Below are 16,081 nucleotides of genomic sequence, written 5' to 3' on the forward strand. Positions count from 1 at the left end.
CTGCCGGAAAGTGAAATCCGGGCCCCTGGCCGCGTGACCAGGCCTCTTACGGGCCTCGGTCGCCTTCGGGGCTCGGTCGCCCACGGGAGTCAGTCGTCGTCGCCGAGCACGGGCTCGGGGAGCGTGCCGGCGTTGTGCTCCAGGAGCCGCCAGCCGCGGGCGCCCTCGCCGAGGACGGACCAGCAGCAGTTGGAGAGCCCGCCGAGCCCTTCCCAGTGGTGGGGTTCCAGGCCGAGGAGACGCCCGATGGTGGTACGGATGGTGCCGCCGTGGCTGACCACCACCAGGGTGCCGTTCTCCGGGAGCTTGTCGGCGTGCCGGAGGACCACGGGGGCGGCGCGGTCGGCGACCTCGGTCTCCAGCTCGCCGCCGCCGCGGCGGATCGGCTCGCCGCGCTTCCACGCGGCGTACTCGTCGCCGTGCCGGGCGATGATCTCGTCGTGTGTGAGGCCCTGCCAGACGCCCGCGTAGGTCTCGCGCAGGCCCTCGTCGTGGCTGATCTCCAGGCCGGTGAGCGCGGCCAGCTCGGCTGCCGTGTTCGCGGCGCGCCTGAGGTCCGAGGCGACGATCGCGTCGGGCTGGAGGGAGGCGAGCAGCCGGGCGGCGCGGCGGGCCTGGCCGACGCCGGTCTCGGTCAGCTCGACGTCCGTGGTGCCCTGGAAGCGGCGCTCCACGTTCCACGAGGTCTGGCCGTGCCGCCAGAGGATGACGCGGCGGCCCCGGCCCTTGCGTCCGGCGGTGTCGATGCCGTCGGTCACCGCAGCTCCCCGCCCAGCTCTGCCTCCTCCTCGGCGGCGCGCAGCTTGGCGTGCTCGGCGCCCTTGCCCCGGGTGGCCTTGGCGTCGGCGGGCAGCTCCAGCTCGGGGCAGTCCTTCCAGAGCCGCTCCAGGGCGTAGAAGACCCGCTCCTCGCTGTGCTGGACGTGCACGACGATGTCGACGTAGTCCAGCAGCACCCAGCGGGCCTCGCGGTCGCCCTCACGGCGGACCGGCTTGGCGCCGAGGTCCTTGTTCAGCCGCTCCTCGATCTCGTCGACGATCGACTTGACCTGGCGGTCGTTGGGCGCGGAGGCGAGCAGGAAGGCGTCCGTGATGGACAGCACATCGCTGACGTCGTACGCGATGACGTCGTGCGCGAGCTTGTCGGCGGCCGCCTGCGCGGCGGTGGTGATGAGCTCGAGGGAGCGGTCGGTGGCGGTCACTACACGGCTTTCGGTCGTCGGTCAGGAACCCTCACGGGCTACCCCAAGGGTCTCATGACCCACCGACACCGCCCCACGTGTTAAGCGATCAGGCCCCGGAGCGGCGCCGACGGGTCGGCTGCTCCGGGGCCTGATCACCGATCACGCCGGCCCGGTCAGCCCGTGGTTCCCGTCGTTCCGGTGGTGCCCGTCGTCCCGGTCGTCCCCGTGGTCCCGGTCGCGTCCGTCGTCTCGTAGTTCTGGCCGAGTACGACGGAGACATCGGCGTTGGACGTGGTCTCGCCCTTCTTGACGGCGCTGGTCGGCAGGCCGAGGGTCTTGGCGACCTCGACGGCGTCCTGCTTGCGGGCCGCGTCGGAGTAGGTGACCTGGGAGGTGGCCTGGGCGGTGGCGGTGGTGCCGGCGTCGAGGAAGGTGTAGCCGCCGTTGAGGACGACCACGCGGGCCTGTTCGGTGGCGTCCTTCTCGCCGGTGGCGTTGCGGATGCCGACCCGGACGGCGTCCCCGGCGTCGGGGCTCTTCGCGGCGCCGCCGAGCAGCTCCTTGACCACGCTGTCGGAGTCCTCGGCGCTGAGTGTGCCGTCCTGCTGGACGGGCAGCAGCTCGGTCTCGTAGTCGCCGCCCTTGGCGTGGTCGGCGAGCTTGGCGAGGAAGGTGCCGAGGTCCTTGTCGCTGAGCGAGGGGTCGAGGATCTGGGCCAGCGTCTGCACGGTGACCGTGGCGGCCTGGGAGTCGGAGGACAGCTTGCGCAGCACGCCCTGCATGACCTGCCCGAACCGCTTCAGCTGCGCGTCCTGCGACTCGCCGGAGGCCCGGTAGGTGGCGTAGGCGACGGCCATCTTGCCGCTGAGGGTCTGTGCCTTGCCCTTGGTGACGAGGGGGGCCGCGCCCTTCTTCTTCGCCTCGGGGTCGGGCACGCTGGCGTCGGTGTCGATGTCGATGTTGCCGACGAGCCCGACGAGGTTGTTCAGATACGGGGTGTCGAGCCGCCAGGTGCCCTCGATGTCGGTGCCGAGGACGGTGTCGAGGGCGTCCCGGGTGCCGGAGGAGCCGTCGTCGTCGACGGACTTGGCGAGGGTGGTCGTGGTGCCGTCGTCGCCGGTCAGGGCGAGCGCGTTGGGGATGAGGACGGTGGCGCCGCGCCCGGTGGTCGTGTTGTCGACGAGCAGCGCCGTGGAGGTGCCGCCGTCCTTGGTGTCGTGCAGATGGACGACGACCACGTCCCGTTTCTGGGCGGCGGCGGAGGTCGTGGTGCCGGTCTGCTCGTCCGAGGAGGTGCCGGGCAGCGCGCCCGACCACCACAGGTAGCCGACGCCGCCGACCGCGACCAGCGCGAGGACCACGGCCAGCACGATCATCCTGCTCCTGGCGCGCCGCTTGGCCTCCTCGCGGCGCTCGGTGCGGTTCTCGGTGAAGTTCAGCCAGTCGATGACGTCCTCGGAGTCACCGTCGGGCTCCTCGACGAAGGCGAACTGCTCGGTGCGGTAGTCCGGTTCGGCCACGCCCGGCTCCGGGGAGGCGCCCCCGGTCCCGGGCGCGTCCTGCTCGGCGGTCTCCGGCGGCGCCGACTGCTGCGGGATGTAGGCGGTCTGTTCGGTGACGGGTGCCTGCCGGCCGGTGGTCCCGGTCTGCCCGTAGGGGTCGTACGGGTCGTAGCCGGGCCCCGGCGTCTGCTGACCGGTGTCGTAGCCCTGCCCATACGTCTGGGCCTGGCCGTATCCCTGGGTGTGCTGCTGCTGGACCTGGCCGGTGGCGTACGGGTCGTAGCCGTGGCCCTGGCCGTAGCCGCCCTGGTACTGCCCCTGGGGCTGCTGTGTCCCGTAGGGGTCGTAGGGGTCGTAGGCCTGCTGCTGGGGCACCTGCTGTTGCGGCATCTGCTGGGCGGGTGCCTGGCGGTACACCGGCTGTCCGTACTCGTCGTAGCCGACGAGTTCGTAACTCTGGTCGCCCGCGTAGCCGCCGTCGTATCGGTCGTTCACCGGTGCCCCTCTCGGCTCACTCGCCGCGGTACAGCTGCCGCTTGTCGATGTAGCGCACCACGCCGTCCGGCACCAGGTACCAGACGGGATCGCCCTTGCCGACTCTCGCACGGCAGTCTGTGGAGGAGATGGCGAGCGCGGGGACCTCGACCAGGGAGACCCCGCCCGCGGGCAGGCCGGGGTCGGTCAGGGTGTGACCCGGACGGGTGACCCCGATGAAGTGCGCGAGGGAGAAGAGTTCCTCGGCGTCGCGCCAGGTGAGGATCTGGCCGAGGGCGTCGGCGCCGGTGATGAAGAAGAGGTCCGACTCGGGGTTCAGCTCGTGCAGTTCGCGCAGGGTGTCGATCGTGTAGGTGAGGCCCTTGCGATCGATGTCGATGCGGCTCACGGAGAAGTGCGGGTTCTCGGCCGTGGCGATGACCGTCATCAGATAGCGGTCCTCGGCCGCCGAGACCGAGCGGTGGGACTTCTGCCACGGCTGGCCGGTCGGTACGAACACGACCTCGTCGAGACCGAACTGCGCGGCGACCTCCTGGGCCGCCACGAGGTGCCCGTGGTGGATCGGGTCGAACGTGCCGCCCATGACGCCGAGCCGGCGCCGGCCGTGCTCCGACGGGCGGTTTCCCGGTGCGCCGGAGACGCTGTCGCCCCGGCCGTCCGTGGTGTCGTGTGCCTGGCCCGCCGCCTTGTCGTGCTCCGGACCGGTAGGCATTTCCTGCTCTCCCATGCGTGGAGAGCCTACCGGCCCGGCCGACGCGCACCGTTCGAACGTCCTTTTGCGCGGATTAGCGATCGCGGTTGAAGCGGGTGGTGATCCACAGCAGCAGCATCAGGGCGACGAAGGCTCCGCCGCCGGTCAGGTAGGGGCTCAGGCTCTCGTGGTTGCCGCCGTGCTCCCCGCCGCCCTCGGCGGCGAGAGTGACCAAGTCGGCAGCGGTGCTGTGGAAGCTCATCGTCGGCGTGACCTATCCGGGTGTGGGATCGGGATAAAGACCCGCCCATCGTAAGCGGGGGGCCCGTCGGCGATCACGCCGACTCCGCACAGGAGTGAACGCGGGCACCGCCACGCGCGTACTTCCCTCAGGAGACAACCGTTCGCGGACTCCGGACGTCCTTCTCCTCGGCGGGCGTCAGTCGTCCCGCTTGTAGCCCCGCAGCAGGAACCACGCCATCAGGACGGAGCCCAGGACCATCACGATCAGCACCACACGCAGCAGGTTGCCCGGCCCCTGTTCCTTCGCGGCGAGGTCGGCCGCGTCGGTGAGCCAGGCGGACGCGGGCGGGTGCGGGAGATGTCCCATGGAGATCGCTCCTTACGGTTGATGCCCTGCCACGGTAACTCCGCCTAGGCTGGACCCCGCTTCGGGGGCAACTTGGGCAAACAGAGCATGGGGGAAACATGCCGGACGACAGCCACGAGCAGAACGGGCCCGACAACGGCCACGAGAACGTGCCGAGCAGGCAGCGCAGGCGCTTCGAGGGGATCTCCTCCCGGGCGTACGAACACCCCGCGGACCGCTCGGCGCTGGTGGCGCTGCGCAAGCTCAGCGGCTTCGACACGGTGTTCAAGGCACTCAGCGGTCTACTGCCGGAGCGCAGCCTGAGGCTGCTGTTCCTGTCCGACTCCGTACGGGTCTCGGACCAGCAGTTCACCCACCTCAACACGATGCTGCGGGACGCGTGCTACATCCTGGACCTGGAGAAGGTCCCGGCGATGTACGTGAACCAGGACCCGCAGCCCAACGCGATGTGCATCGGTCTGGACGAGCCGATCATCGTCGTCACCACCGGCCTCGTCGAGCTGCTCGACGAGGAGGAGATGCGGGCGGTCATCGGGCACGAGGTGGGCCACGCGCTCTCCGGCCACTCGGTGTACCGGACGATACTGCTCTTCCTGACGAGCCTCGCCCTGAAGATCGCCTGGATCCCGCTGGGCAACCTGGCGATCATGGCGATCGTGACCGCGCTGCGGGAGTGGTTCCGCAAGTCGGAGCTGTCCGCCGACCGCGCGGGTCTGCTGGTCGGTCAGGACCTCAAGGCGTCGATGCGCGGCCTGATGAAGATCGCGGGCGGCAACCACCTGCACGAGATGAACGTGGACGCGTTCCTCGCGCAGGCCGAGGAGTACGAGGCCGGGGGCGACCTCCGCGACTCCGTCCTCAAGATCCTTAACGTGCTGCCCCGCTCGCACCCCTTCACGACCGTGCGCGCGGCCGAGCTGAAGAAGTGGGCCGAGTCCCGCGACTTCCAGCGGATCATGGACGGGCACTATCCGCGGCGCAGCGAGGACAAGGACACCTCGGTGACCGACTCCTTCCGCGACTCGGCCTCGCACTACACGAGCAGCGTCAAGAACTCCAAGGACCCGCTGATGAAGCTGGTCACCGACATCGCGGGCGGCGCGGGCGATCTCGGCGGCCGGGTCCGCCGAGGGTTCGGCGGCGGCGGTGCGGCCACCGCCCAGGAGGACCGGCCCCGGGACGACGAGAACGAGTAGGGCGGGTAGGGCGAGCAGGACGTCGGGTGGGGGTGCGTGGGGGCTGGTCGCGCGGTTCCCCGCGCCTCTTAAGGGCCTCCGGCCCTTTCGGGCCGAAAAGCACGGGGCGCAGCCCCTGCTTCTCAGGGGCGCGGGGAACCGCGCGAGAAGCCCCACCCACCCGCACCCGACCACGCACCCCCCGGCCTCACACCTTCGGCTGCGCACTCTCCGCCAGCGTCCCGCACAACGCCGTAGCCGCACCCGTGCCATAGGGATCGGTCCCGGCGGAGGGACCGCCCGCCTTCGCGGTCTGCCCGGCGAGCAGCGGCCGCAGATGGTTCGTGGCATCGTCCGCGCAGGCCAGCGGCCCGGCCTGGGCATAGGAGACGACGACCTCGACCTGGTGGGTGCGCAGATCGTCCTGGTCGAAGCGGAAGTGCAGCTCACGCCGGACCGTGAACAGCGAGGCCTCCGCGTCGGCCGGTCCGCCGGACGGCCGCAGCGCGTACACGAGGGTGTGCGCGGCGACGACCTCCAGCGTGCCGGAGTCGAACTCGGCGGCCTGCAGCGTGCCCTGCACACGGATCTTCCGGTCGGCGAGCTGCGCACGGGACGGGTCGAAGCGGACCAGCCAGCCGGTGGGCGCGTGCCGCCCGTCCGCCGCCGGATTATCGAAACTCTGCTCGAACTGGTCGAGCTGTTCCGAGTCGAGCAGCCGCCGCACGGGCTGGACGGTGGTGCCGCCGAGCACCTCCGGGTCGAGCGCGGAGGCGACCAGGTACTCCTTGGCGATGGTCAGCGCGGAGACGACCTGGCTGTCGGTGAAGTGTTCGGTACGCCGGGTGGCCGGCATCGTGATGCCCTCGGCGCCGATCCGGAACTGGGCGGCCGGGCTGTGCGCGTACAGCGTCTCCGGTTCCGCGGCGCCGGGCACCGCGGACTGCGGGGACAGCGGGATCACCGTCATCCGCAGCGGCTCGGTGGGCTGCGCGGCCGGTGTGTCGTACGGATGGCGGACGCCCATGTAGATCGCGGTGCCGAAGGCGAGGGCGATCAGCAGGACGAGGACCAGGGCCTGCCGGGAGAGACCGCGGCGTACGGCCGGGCGGCGGCGTACGGCCGGGGCGTGGTCGGTCAGGCGCTCCTGGGCGGAGAACTCCTGGAGGCGGGCAGCACGGATGAACGATTCGTCGAAGACGACGGATCGGTATTCGTCCTCTCCACCGCCGGGGGCGCCCTCGGGACTCCCCTCAGGTGGGTTTCCAGGCCCGCCCATACATGGAGAGTAGGTCTTCCGGGGCCTCGGTAAACGCGCTGGTACACCACAAGTTCTGACAGGTCCTCACCAGGTTCGCGCACCGGCGGCGCACCGCGCCCCGGGGCCCGCGCGCGGCCCCTCAGGGGGTGCGGGGGTCCGCCGACACCGCCGGCTGGGAGTAGTCCGCGGAGGCGGAGGGGCCTGTCGGGGTGCCCTGTTCCACGCCGGTGGCGGGCGGCAGCGGGATCTCGCCGCGCCCGGAGGAGGCGCCCCGGTAGACCGCGGTGAAGGCCAGCGCGACCATGCCGATGCCCATGACCAGGGCGAGGATCCAGGCGACGGGCCGGTGCCAGCGGGTCTGCTTGCCGTACGGCCTGCCGTAGGCCCCGTCGGCGCCGTAGCGGCCCTCCAGGATCTCGGTGTCGTCGAGGTCGTCGAAGTCGTCGTCACGGCCGCGGCCGAAATCGGGGCCGTCGGGGCCGAAGCCGTCGTCGTAGCGGTCGTCGTCGCCGCGTGCGCCTCTGGAGTGCGCCCGGCGGGCCTCGGCCTCCTGGGCCGCGGCTCGGGCCTCCGCCGCCGCGAGCAGACGTTCGATCGCGGTCGGCTCGTGGACCACCGCCGCCCGTACGAAGTCCTCGTCGAAGACCACGGAGGCGAACTCTTCGTCCATACCCCCGCGGTCGCGGTCGTCGTCGGGCTCCCAGCCGTTCGGGAACGGCGTGCCCCCCACGTCCTCCGGCACGGATCCAGAGTAGACCGGGGTGGTCAATTTGGGCAGACGGTAAGGAAATTCATCCGTTTTGCCAGCTGGGCGCCAGGCTGTTCACAGGAACCGACCGGCGCCCCACGGGACCCGTGCGCCCCCGTTCAGCGCCGTACGTGCCCGTTCACCCGTTCAGCGCCGTACGTGCCCGTTCACCCGTTCAGCGCCGTGCGTGCCCGTTCACCCGCTCAGCGCCGTACGTGCCCGGTCAGCGCCGTACGTGCCCGTCGCCCGTGACGATGTACTTCGTGCTGGTCAGCTCGGGCAGGCCCATCGGGCCCCGGGCGTGCAGCTTCTGGGTGGAGATGCCGATCTCGGCGCCGAAGCCGAACTGGCCGCCGTCCGTGAAGCGGGTCGAGGCGTTGACGGCGACCGTCGTGGAGTCGACCAGCTGGGTGAAGCGGCGGGCGGCCTGCTGGGAGGTGGTGACGATCGCCTCGGTGTGGCCGGAGCTCCACAGCCGGATGTGCTCCACGGCCCGGTCGAGCGAGTCGACGACGGCGGCGGCGATGTCGTACGACAGGTACTCGGTCTCCCAGTCCTCCGTGGTGGCCTCGACGACCGTGGCCCGGCTCTCCTTGGCGAAGGCGAGCACCCGCTCGTCGGCGTGGACGGTGACCCCGGCGTCGGCGAGCGCGTCGAGGGCGCGGGGCAGGAACTCGGGGGCGATGTCCTGGTGGACGAGGAGGGTCTCGGCGGCGTTGCAGACGCTGACCCGGTGGGCCTTGGAGTTGATCAGGATCTCGATCGCCGTGTCCAGGTCGGCCTGGGCGTCGACGTAGACATGGCAGTTGCCCGTACCGGTCTCGATCACCGGGACGGTGGACTCCTCGACGACCGAACGGATCAGGGAGGCGCCGCCGCGCGGGATGAGCACGTCGACCAGGCCGCGGGCGCGCATCAGCTCGCGCACGGAGTCACGGCTCTCGCCGGGGACGAGCTGGATGGCGTCGGCGGGCAGGCCGGCCCCGCCGACGGCGTCCCGCAGGACCCGGACGAGGGCGGTGTTGGACTCGTAGGCGGAGGACGAGCCGCGCAGCAGGACCGCGTTGCCGGACTTCAGGCAGAGGGCGGCGGCGTCCACGGTCACGTTCGGGCGGGCCTCGTAGATGATGCCGACGACGCCGAGCGGGACGCGGACCTGGCGCAGGTCGATGCCGTTCGGGAGGGTGGAGCCGCGGACGACCTCGCCGACCGGGTCGGGCAGCGCGGCCACGTCACGGACGTCGGCGGCGATCGCGCGGACCCGCTCCGGGGTGAGCGTCAGCCGGTCGACGATCGCCTCGCTGGTGCCTGCCTGACGGGCCTTCTCGATGTCCTTGGCGTTGGCCTCGACGATCTCGCTCGTGCGGACCTCCAGCGCGTCCGCGATGGCGAGCAGCGCGTCGTCCTTGTCGGCGCGCGGGAGCGGCGCGAGATCGGCGGCGGCGGCCTTGGCACGGTAGGCGGCCCGGGTGACCGGGGTCATGGAGTCGTACGGCGAGAGCGAGGTCATGGAGAAAGGGTAGTGCGCCCGGCGGAGGCGTTCATCGGCTGTTCCACAGCGCGAGACACACCCCCGGGGCCCCTGGCGGGACGGTCAGAAGGGATGGACCCCCACGGGCGTGGCCGGGGGCTGGCCGAAGCCCTCGGCAATACGCAGGTGGTACGTCTGGCGGTCGATGACCTCCAGGCCGACGATCTCCCAGGGCGGCAGCCCGGCCGTCCGGCGGTGCTCGCCCCACAGGCGCAGGGCGACGGCCGCCGCGTCGTGGAGGTCGCGGGCCTCCTCCCAGTAGCGGATCTCGGCGTGGTCGTTGGCATAGCGGCTGGTCAGCAGAAAGGGGTGGTCGTGGGCCAGCTGTTCGAGGCCGCGCCGGACCTCCTTGAGGGGGGCCTCGGGCCCGGACACACTGAGCGTGACATGCCAGAGCCGGGGCAGGTCCTGCGGCTTCTCGACGCTCTCGCCCTCGTACGTGTCCGAGGCGGCGACGCTGGTGAGCGTCCGCTCCTCGCCGGCCGCACGGGAGGTACCACCACCACGGGACGCCGCGGCCCCGGGGCGCACTCGTCTCACGACGGCCTCCTTCGCAACGATTTCGTGCCTGGCTATGGGTCGTGCAATGGGTCGTGCGGAATCTCCCTGGGACAAAGTTGAGCAGGCTCAGGGGCTTCGCGTGGCGGTTTTACGGAACGCGCACCGCCGGGGCCGGTGCTCCGGCCCCTCCATGGGGCCGCTGGTCAGGGGCGCAGGAGGACGAGGTCGTCCCTGTGTACGACCTCTCGTTCGTACGCGGGACCCAGCTCGCGCGCCAGTTCCCGGGTCGAGCGGCCGATCAGCTGCGGGATCTCCTTGGCGTCGAAGTTCACCAGGCCCCGCGCGACCGCCCGGCCCGCGCCGTCGCGCAGCTCCACGGGGTCACCGGCGGTGAAATCGCCCTCGACGGCCGCGATACCGGCCGGCAGCAGCGAGGTGCGGCGGTCGACGACCGCGCGCACGGCCCCGTCGTCGAGGACGAGCGCGCCCTGCGGGGTGGAGGCGTGCTGCAGCCACAGCAGCCGGTCGGCGGACCGTTTGCCGGTGGGGTGGAAGTAGGTGCCGGTGTCACCGCCGGTGAGCGCGTCCGCCGCGTGGACGGCGCTGGTCAGGACCACGGGGATGCCCGCCCCGGTGGCGATCCCGGCCGCCTCGACCTTGGTGACCATGCCGCCGGTGCCGACGCCCGCCTTGCCGGCGCTGCCGATCTCCACGTGCGCGAGGTCCTCGGGCCCCCGTACCTCCGCTATCCGCGACGTACCGGGCCGGGCCGGATCGCCGTCGTACACGCCGTCCACGTCGGACAGCAGGACCAGCAGATCCGCCCGTACGAGGTGGGCGACGAGGGCGGCGAGGCGGTCGTTGTCGCCGAAACGGATCTCGTCCGTGGCAACGGTGTCGTTCTCGTTGACGACCGGCAGCGCGCCCATCGCGAGAAGCTTGTCGAGGGTGCGGGAGGCGTTGCGGTGGTGGGCGCGACGGCTCATGTCGTCGGAGGTCAGGAGCACCTGACCGACCCGGATGCCGTAACGGGCGCAGGAGGCCGTGTAGCGGGCCACCAGCAGGCCCTGGCCGACACTGGCGGCGGCCTGCTGCCGGGCGAGGTCCTTGGGGCGGCGGCGCAGGCCCAGCGGCGCGAGCCCGGCGGCGATGGCACCGGACGAGACCAGCACGACCTCCCGCTCGCCGCCGCTGCGGGCCTTGGCGAGGACGTCCACCAGGGCGTCCACCCGGTCCGCGTCGAGGCCGCCGGACGCCGTCGTCAGCGACGAGGAGCCCACCTTGACGACGATCCGGTGCGCTTCCGCCACGCCCGCCCGTCTCCCACCACCACCCTCGACCGAGGCCCTTCGGGCCGCCCCTCCTGCCCTTGTTGCCGCTGACACCCGTATCCCCAATGTTCCGAACCGGCCCGGTGTGCACCCGGTGCGTGCACCCGGCGCGTGTACTCAGCAATCTACGGGAGCACGCGGACCGGCAGCGTCCTCATTTCGAGGGGCGGACGGCGGCGGTCCCCGGGGACGGGCGGCGGCGGTCCGCCCCCGGGCCCTTCAGAAGGAGATGCCGAGACACCTCCCGGGGTTCCACGCGTTATGTCCGACTACCGGCGATTGCTCCCACCGAAGATTGCTCCCCGGCCTCCCTAGGTCATACGGTCAGGGATCGGCCTCCTTCAGGCCACCCCCAGACTCACCCTCCTCTCCTCCGTCCGTCGCACCCTCCGCAGGAGCCCAGCCCGTGCCCTCCGCAGGCCTCGCACCCCGCCGCATCGCGCAGCTGTCAGCGCTGTTCGCGATGTTCGCGCTCTTCACGGTCCAGACCGTCTCCGCGCTGCTGCCGAACATTCCCTTGTTCGTCGCCGCGAGCGTGGCGGGCCTCGTCCTGGACAACTTCCTGCAGTACCGGGATCCCGGTCTGCTCGCCCCGCTGGGCAAGATCCGCTTCGACGCGCTGGTCCGCCAGCTGCTGCGCGACATGCTGATCCTGGTGGGGCTGCTGCGCATCGACGGCATGCCGCTGCGCGAGCAGGCCCCCCTGGTGGTCGGCCTGCTCCTCTTCTACGCGGTGCACTTCACCTGCCAGGCCGTCTCGGTACTGGTCCGCCGCACCCGGACCCTGCCGATCGTCACCCGCAACATCGACGCCTCCGCGCTGCGGCTCACCGCCTCCCCGCCGCGCATCCTGGCCCGCCGCCAGGCCCACCGGCTGCTGACCTTCTCGCTGCCGATCACGGCCGGCCTGGTGCTCAGCGCGGCCACCGAGGACGCCACCTGGGGCGGCCTCGGCCTCGGCGCCTCGCTCGGCGCTCTCGTCGTCGGTACGGCGTACCTGGCGACCTGGCTGCTGCCGAAGAAGCGGGCGAAGAACGAGCAGCAGGTCATGGAGTGGCTGGACAAGTGGCTCGCCGACTACCGGCCGACCACCGCGATGTACTTCTCCGGCGGTACGACGTCGGCGTACCAGGCGAACATGTGGCTCTCCACGCTCTCCCAGCTGGAGAGGCCGCTGATCGTGCTGCGGGAGCGCTTCATGGTGCAGAAGATCGACGCGACGGACGTGCCGGTCATCTGCTTCCCGAAGGTCTCCACGATGTTCTCCCTGGAGAACTCGACGCTGAAGATGATGCTGCACCCGGCCAACGCCGCGAAGACCTCGCAGGTGCTGCGCATCCCCACCGTCAAGCACGCCTTCATCAACCACGGCGAGAGCGACAAGCTGTCCTCCTGCAACCCGTACGCGAAGGCGTACGACGAGGTGTGGGTCGCCGGTCCCGCCGCGCGTGAGCGGTACGCGCTCGCCGAGGTCGGGGTCGAGGACAAGGACATCGTCGAGGTCGGCCGTCCGCAGCTGGCGCCGATCCGCCCGTACGCGGGCCCGCCGACCGGCACCTTCACGACCGTCCTCTACGCCCCCACCTGGGAGGGCTGGGACGGCAACCCCGGCAACACCTCCGTGGTCCTGGCCGGCGAGAACATCGTCCGGGGCCTCCTCTCCGACGACAAGGTCCGGCTGCTCTACAAGCCGCACCCGATGACCGGCTCGGTCGACCCGCGCGCGGGCGCCGCGAACGAGCGCATCAAGGCGATGATCCGCGAGGCCAACACCAAGCGGTCGGGTGCCCGGCCGGGCGCCGAGGCCGCCGCCGAACTGGTGCGCCGGACCGCCGAGTTGGACAAGCTCACCTCGACCTCCTTCCGGTCCAGCGCGGACGAGATGGAGCGGATGCTGCTGCAGGGCACGCCCAGCGGCGACCGGGAGGCGGCGATCTTCGAGGCGACGCTGGCCTGGGAGAAGGCGTACTGGGCGTCGTTCCCGGAATGGGAGCACCGGATCGTCACCGAGGCACGGCCCGCGATCTTCGCCTGTTTCAATGTGTCGGACCTGCTGATCAGCGATGTCTCGTCGGTGGTCTCCGACTGGCTGTCCAGCGAGAAGCCGTACTCGGTCGCCAACACGTCCGGGCTGTCGGAGGAGGCGTTCCGCACGGCCTTCCCGACCGTCTCCGCGGGTGTCGTGCTGACGCCGAAGGCGGACGGTGTCCCGGCCCTCCTCGACTCGGTGCGCGACCCCGAGAAGGACCGCTTCACCAAGGCCCGCGCCGACCTCAAGGAACAGCTCCTCGGCCCCTCGGACCCGCCGTCGCTCGTCCGCTTCGACCGCGCGGTCAAGGCCCTGTGCGCCAAGGCCGACGCCCGCCGCGTCCGCATGGACTCCCGCCTCGTCGACGAGATGCCGTCCCCCCGGGAAATCGGCGACGAACTCACGGAGGGCGAACCCACGGAGGCCCTCGCGTAGCCCCCAGGAACAACGGAAGGGGCCCCGGAGGCGAAGGAACACCTCCGGGGCCCCTTTGTCCGCCCTGCACCCTCTGCGGGCACCCGGGAACCCCCGGGAACCACCCCCGGTCGCCCTAGAACGGCTCGAAGTCGTCGTACTCCTTCTGGAGTTCGTCCCGCTCCGCCTGCCGATCCCGCCGCCGCTGCACAGCCGGCCGGGGCTCCTCGAACCGGTGGTCCTCACCACGCCGCCCGAGCATCTCCGCCCCCGCCATGACGGTCGGCTCCCAGTCGAAGACGACCGCGTTGTCCTCGGGCCCGATGGCGACGCCGTCACCGGAACGGGCGCCCGCCTTCATCAGCTCGTCCTCGACACCCAGCCGGTTGAGCCGGTCGGCGAGATAGCCCACGGCCTCGTCGTTGCTGAAGTCGGTCTGACGCACCCAGCGCTCCGGCTTCTCGCCGCGCACCCGGAAGAGCCCGTCCTCCTCGCGTACGACCGTGAAGCCCGCGTCGTCGACGGCCTTGGGCCGGATGACGATCCGCGTCGCCTCCTCCTTCGGCCTGGCCGCCCGCGCCCCGCCCACCAGATCGGCGAGCGCGAAGGACAGCTCCCGCAGCCCGGTGTGGGCGACCGCGGACACCTCGAAGACCCGGTAGCCACGGGACTCCAGGTCCGGCCGCACCATCTCGGCGAGGTCCTTGCCGTCGGGCACGTCGATCTTGTTGAGGACGACGATCCGGGGCCGGTCGCCGAGCCCGCCGTACTGCGTCAGCTCCTCCTCGATGATGTCGAGGTCGGAGACGGGGTCGCGGTCCGACTCCAGCGTCGCCGTGTCGAGGACGTGCACGAGGACGCTGCACCGCTCGACATGGCGCAGGAACTCCAGGCCGAGGCCCTTGCCCTGGCTGGCGCCGGGGATGAGCCCGGGGACGTCGGCGATCGTGTAGACGGTGTCACCGGCCGTCACCACGCCCAGGTTCGGGACGAGCGTCGTGAACGGATAGTCCGCGATCTTCGGCTTGGCGGCGCTCAGCACCGAGATCAGCGAGGACTTGCCCGCGCTCGGGTAGCCGACCAGCGCCACATCGGCGACGGTCTTCAGCTCCAGGACGATGTCGCCCATGTCACCCGGCACACCGAGCAGCGCGAAGCCGGGCGCCTTGCGGCGGGCGGAGGCGAGGGCCGCGTTGCCGAGGCCGCCCCGGCCGCCCTGCGCGGCGACGAAGGAGGTGCCGTGGCCGACGAGGTCGGCGAGGACGTTGCCCTGCCGGTCCAGCACCACGGTGCCGTCCGGCACGGGCAGGACCAGGTCCTGCCCGTCCTTGCCCGACCGGTTGCCGCCCTCGCCGGGCTTGCCGTTGGTGGCCTTGCGGTGCGGGGAGTGGTGGTAGTCGAGGAGAGTCGTCACGGACTGGTCGACGGTCAGGATGACGTCGCCGCCCCGGCCGCCGTTGCCGCCGTCGGGGCCGCCGAGCGGCTTGAACTTCTCCCGGTGGACGGAGGCACAGCCGTGGCCTCCGTTACCCGCGGCGACATGCAGCTCGACGCGGTCCACGAAGGTGGTCATGGTGAGTGCCTCCAGATACGCGCTCCGTACGGGCGGTGAGCCCGTACACGCGCTGTGCGTGGTGTGCGGAAATGTCTTACCTGTAACACGTCAAAGGCGGACCCGCTTCCCGCACGGAATCCCGTACGAGAAGTGAGGTCCGCCTCGACGTATCGCTCTACGGAAGCCTTGGTCCGAGGACCGGGCGAGTCAGCAGACTCAGGCGGCCGGAACGATGTTGACGACCTTGCGACCACGGCTGGTGCCGAACTCGACCGCGCCGGCGTTCAGCGCGAACAGCGTGTCGTCCTTGCCGCGGCCGACACCCGAGCCCGGGTGGAAGTGCGTGCCGCGCTGGCGGACCAGGATCTCACCGGCGTTGACGACCTGACCGCCGAAGCGCTTCACGCCGAGCCGCTGAGCGTTGGAGTCGCGACCGTTCCGGGTGGACGATGCGCCCTTCTTGTGTGCCATCTCTCCTCAGTCCCTTACTTCGCAGCCGCGGGGATCTCAGTGACCTTGATCGCCGTGTACTGCTGGCGGTGGCCCTGACGACGGCGGTAACCGGTCTTGTTCTTGTAGCGAAGGATGTCGATCTTGACGCCCTTGTGGTGGTCCACGACCTCGGCCTGGACCTTGATGCCGGCCAGGACCCACGGGTCGCTGGTCACAGCGTCGCCGTCGACAACGAGCAGGGTCGAGAGCTCGACCGTGTCGCCAACCTTGGCAGTGGAAATCTTGTCAACCTCAACGATGTCGCCGACAGCAACCTTGTGCTGGCGACCACCGCTGCGCACGATGGCGTACACGCGGATCTCACTCTCTCGCTCGGGAACGGCACCCCCGCAGTCCAGCCGCCCGACGAACGGACGGCCTCTCCCACGGCGCCCGGCGCGCGGAAGGAATGAGGTTTACGGGGATGTGACGCGTCTCTACCTACGGACACGCCGACGGTCAAGGTTACGGGGCCACGCCCGAAGGGGTCAAACCGAGCCCTCTCCCCGACGCACCGGTGCCCCCGCCCGGTGGTGAAACCACCCGGCGGGGGCACCAGTTGG

Annotated in this window: 16 protein-coding genes; 2 read left to right on the forward strand and 14 right to left on the reverse strand. The window is 71.1% G+C overall.

Annotated features, from left to right (window positions below):
* Positions 1-89: 89 nt before the first annotated feature.
* From F9278_RS14030 to F9278_RS46145, 6 genes are all read right to left on the reverse strand, one after another.
* The gene (locus F9278_RS14030) at positions 90-758 is read right to left on the reverse strand and encodes a histidine phosphatase family protein (RefSeq protein WP_152168631.1); all 669 of its coding nucleotides are present in this window, start codon (positions 756-758) and stop codon (positions 90-92) included.
* Complete coding sequence (rsfS, locus tag F9278_RS14035; protein ID WP_152168632.1) at positions 755-1,201, reverse strand: ribosome silencing factor; 447 nt, start codon at positions 1,199-1,201, stop codon at positions 755-757. Before rsfS ends, F9278_RS14030 begins: the two co-directional genes overlap by 4 nt.
* Before the next feature lie 155 nt (positions 1,202-1,356).
* On the reverse strand, positions 1,357-3,180 hold the full coding sequence (locus F9278_RS14040) for an LCP family protein (protein ID WP_152168633.1): 1,824 nt from the start codon (positions 3,178-3,180) through the stop codon (positions 1,357-1,359).
* A gap of 16 nt (positions 3,181-3,196) precedes the next feature.
* Positions 3,197-3,907: a nicotinate-nucleotide adenylyltransferase gene (nadD, locus tag F9278_RS14045; RefSeq protein ID WP_193241476.1), complete on the reverse strand. Its 711-nt coding sequence runs from the start codon at positions 3,905-3,907 to the stop codon at positions 3,197-3,199.
* A gap of 58 nt (positions 3,908-3,965) precedes the next feature.
* Positions 3,966-4,133, reverse strand: coding sequence for a hypothetical protein (locus F9278_RS14050; RefSeq protein ID WP_045557516.1), 168 nt, complete (start codon positions 4,131-4,133; stop codon positions 3,966-3,968).
* A gap of 177 nt (positions 4,134-4,310) precedes the next feature.
* On the reverse strand, positions 4,311-4,481 hold the full coding sequence (locus tag F9278_RS46145; RefSeq protein ID WP_193241477.1) for a hypothetical protein: 171 nt from the start codon (positions 4,479-4,481) through the stop codon (positions 4,311-4,313).
* A gap of 98 nt (positions 4,482-4,579) precedes the next feature.
* Between F9278_RS46145 and F9278_RS14055 the strand changes: the two genes are divergently transcribed.
* Positions 4,580-5,677 carry a M48 family metallopeptidase gene (locus F9278_RS14055; protein ID WP_152168634.1) on the forward strand — a complete coding sequence of 366 codons (1,098 nt, stop codon included), beginning with the start codon at positions 4,580-4,582 and terminating at the stop codon, positions 5,675-5,677.
* A gap of 187 nt (positions 5,678-5,864) precedes the next feature.
* Here the strand turns inward: F9278_RS14055 and F9278_RS14060 are convergent, their stop codons facing one another.
* From F9278_RS14060 to proB, 5 genes are all read right to left on the reverse strand, one after another.
* Positions 5,865-6,935: an SCO2583 family membrane protein gene (locus F9278_RS14060; RefSeq protein WP_152168635.1), complete on the reverse strand. Its 1,071-nt coding sequence runs from the start codon at positions 6,933-6,935 to the stop codon at positions 5,865-5,867.
* A gap of 121 nt (positions 6,936-7,056) precedes the next feature.
* A complete protein-coding gene (locus F9278_RS14065) occupies positions 7,057-7,659 on the reverse strand; it encodes an SCO2584 family spore wall biosynthesis protein (protein WP_152168636.1) in 603 nt (200 codons plus the stop codon).
* A gap of 229 nt (positions 7,660-7,888) precedes the next feature.
* Positions 7,889-9,175 (reverse strand): glutamate-5-semialdehyde dehydrogenase, encoded by a 1,287-nt coding sequence (locus tag F9278_RS14070; protein WP_152168637.1) that lies wholly within the window; start codon positions 9,173-9,175, stop codon positions 7,889-7,891.
* Between the two features lie 84 nt (positions 9,176-9,259).
* Entirely contained in the window at positions 9,260-9,727 is a 468-nt protein-coding gene (locus tag F9278_RS14075) for a hypothetical protein (RefSeq protein ID WP_152173857.1), read from the reverse strand.
* A gap of 173 nt (positions 9,728-9,900) precedes the next feature.
* Positions 9,901-11,007, reverse strand: coding sequence for a glutamate 5-kinase (proB, locus tag F9278_RS14080; RefSeq protein WP_152168638.1), 1,107 nt, complete (start codon positions 11,005-11,007; stop codon positions 9,901-9,903).
* A gap of 427 nt (positions 11,008-11,434) precedes the next feature.
* On the opposite strand from proB, the gene F9278_RS14085 reads away from it, so the two are divergent.
* Positions 11,435-13,492: a hypothetical protein gene (locus tag F9278_RS14085; RefSeq protein ID WP_152168639.1), complete on the forward strand. Its 2,058-nt coding sequence runs from the start codon at positions 11,435-11,437 to the stop codon at positions 13,490-13,492.
* Positions 13,493-13,607: 115 nt separating this feature from the next.
* Here the strand turns inward: F9278_RS14085 and obgE are convergent, their stop codons facing one another.
* From obgE to rplU, 3 genes are all read right to left on the reverse strand, one after another.
* On the reverse strand, positions 13,608-15,044 hold the full coding sequence (gene obgE, locus F9278_RS14090) for a GTPase ObgE (protein ID WP_152168640.1): 1,437 nt from the start codon (positions 15,042-15,044) through the stop codon (positions 13,608-13,610).
* A 198-nt stretch (positions 15,045-15,242) separates the two neighbouring features.
* On the reverse strand, positions 15,243-15,497 hold the full coding sequence (rpmA, locus tag F9278_RS14095; protein WP_020115438.1) for a 50S ribosomal protein L27: 255 nt from the start codon (positions 15,495-15,497) through the stop codon (positions 15,243-15,245).
* Between the two features lie 14 nt (positions 15,498-15,511).
* The gene (rplU, locus tag F9278_RS14100) at positions 15,512-15,832 is read right to left on the reverse strand and encodes a 50S ribosomal protein L21 (protein WP_007381993.1); all 321 of its coding nucleotides are present in this window, start codon (positions 15,830-15,832) and stop codon (positions 15,512-15,514) included.
* Positions 15,833-16,081: the final 249 nt, after the last annotated feature.

This window comes from Streptomyces phaeolivaceus (genome assembly GCF_009184865.1).
Classification (GTDB): Bacteria; Actinomycetota; Actinomycetes; order Streptomycetales; family Streptomycetaceae; genus Streptomyces; species Streptomyces phaeolivaceus.

Coding starts and splice junctions, on each gene's coding strand:
- F9278_RS14060 (WP_152168635.1), bottom strand. CDS start 6,935: ATGGGCGGGCCTGGAAACCCACCTGAGGGGAGTCCCGAGGGCGCCCCC.
- rpmA (WP_020115438.1), bottom strand. CDS start 15,497: ATGGCACACAAGAAGGGCGCATCGTCCACCCGGAACGGTCGCGACTCC.
- F9278_RS46145 (WP_193241477.1), bottom strand. CDS start 4,481: ATGGGACATCTCCCGCACCCGCCCGCGTCCGCCTGGCTCACCGACGCG.
- F9278_RS14055 (WP_152168634.1), top strand. CDS start 4,580: ATGCCGGACGACAGCCACGAGCAGAACGGGCCCGACAACGGCCACGAG.
- obgE (WP_152168640.1), bottom strand. CDS start 15,044: ATGACCACCTTCGTGGACCGCGTCGAGCTGCATGTCGCCGCGGGTAAC.
- F9278_RS14070 (WP_152168637.1), bottom strand. CDS start 9,175: ATGACCTCGCTCTCGCCGTACGACTCCATGACCCCGGTCACCCGGGCC.
- F9278_RS14050 (WP_045557516.1), bottom strand. CDS start 4,133: ATGAGCTTCCACAGCACCGCTGCCGACTTGGTCACTCTCGCCGCCGAG.
- nadD (WP_193241476.1), bottom strand. CDS start 3,907: ATGGGAGAGCAGGAAATGCCTACCGGTCCGGAGCACGACAAGGCGGCG.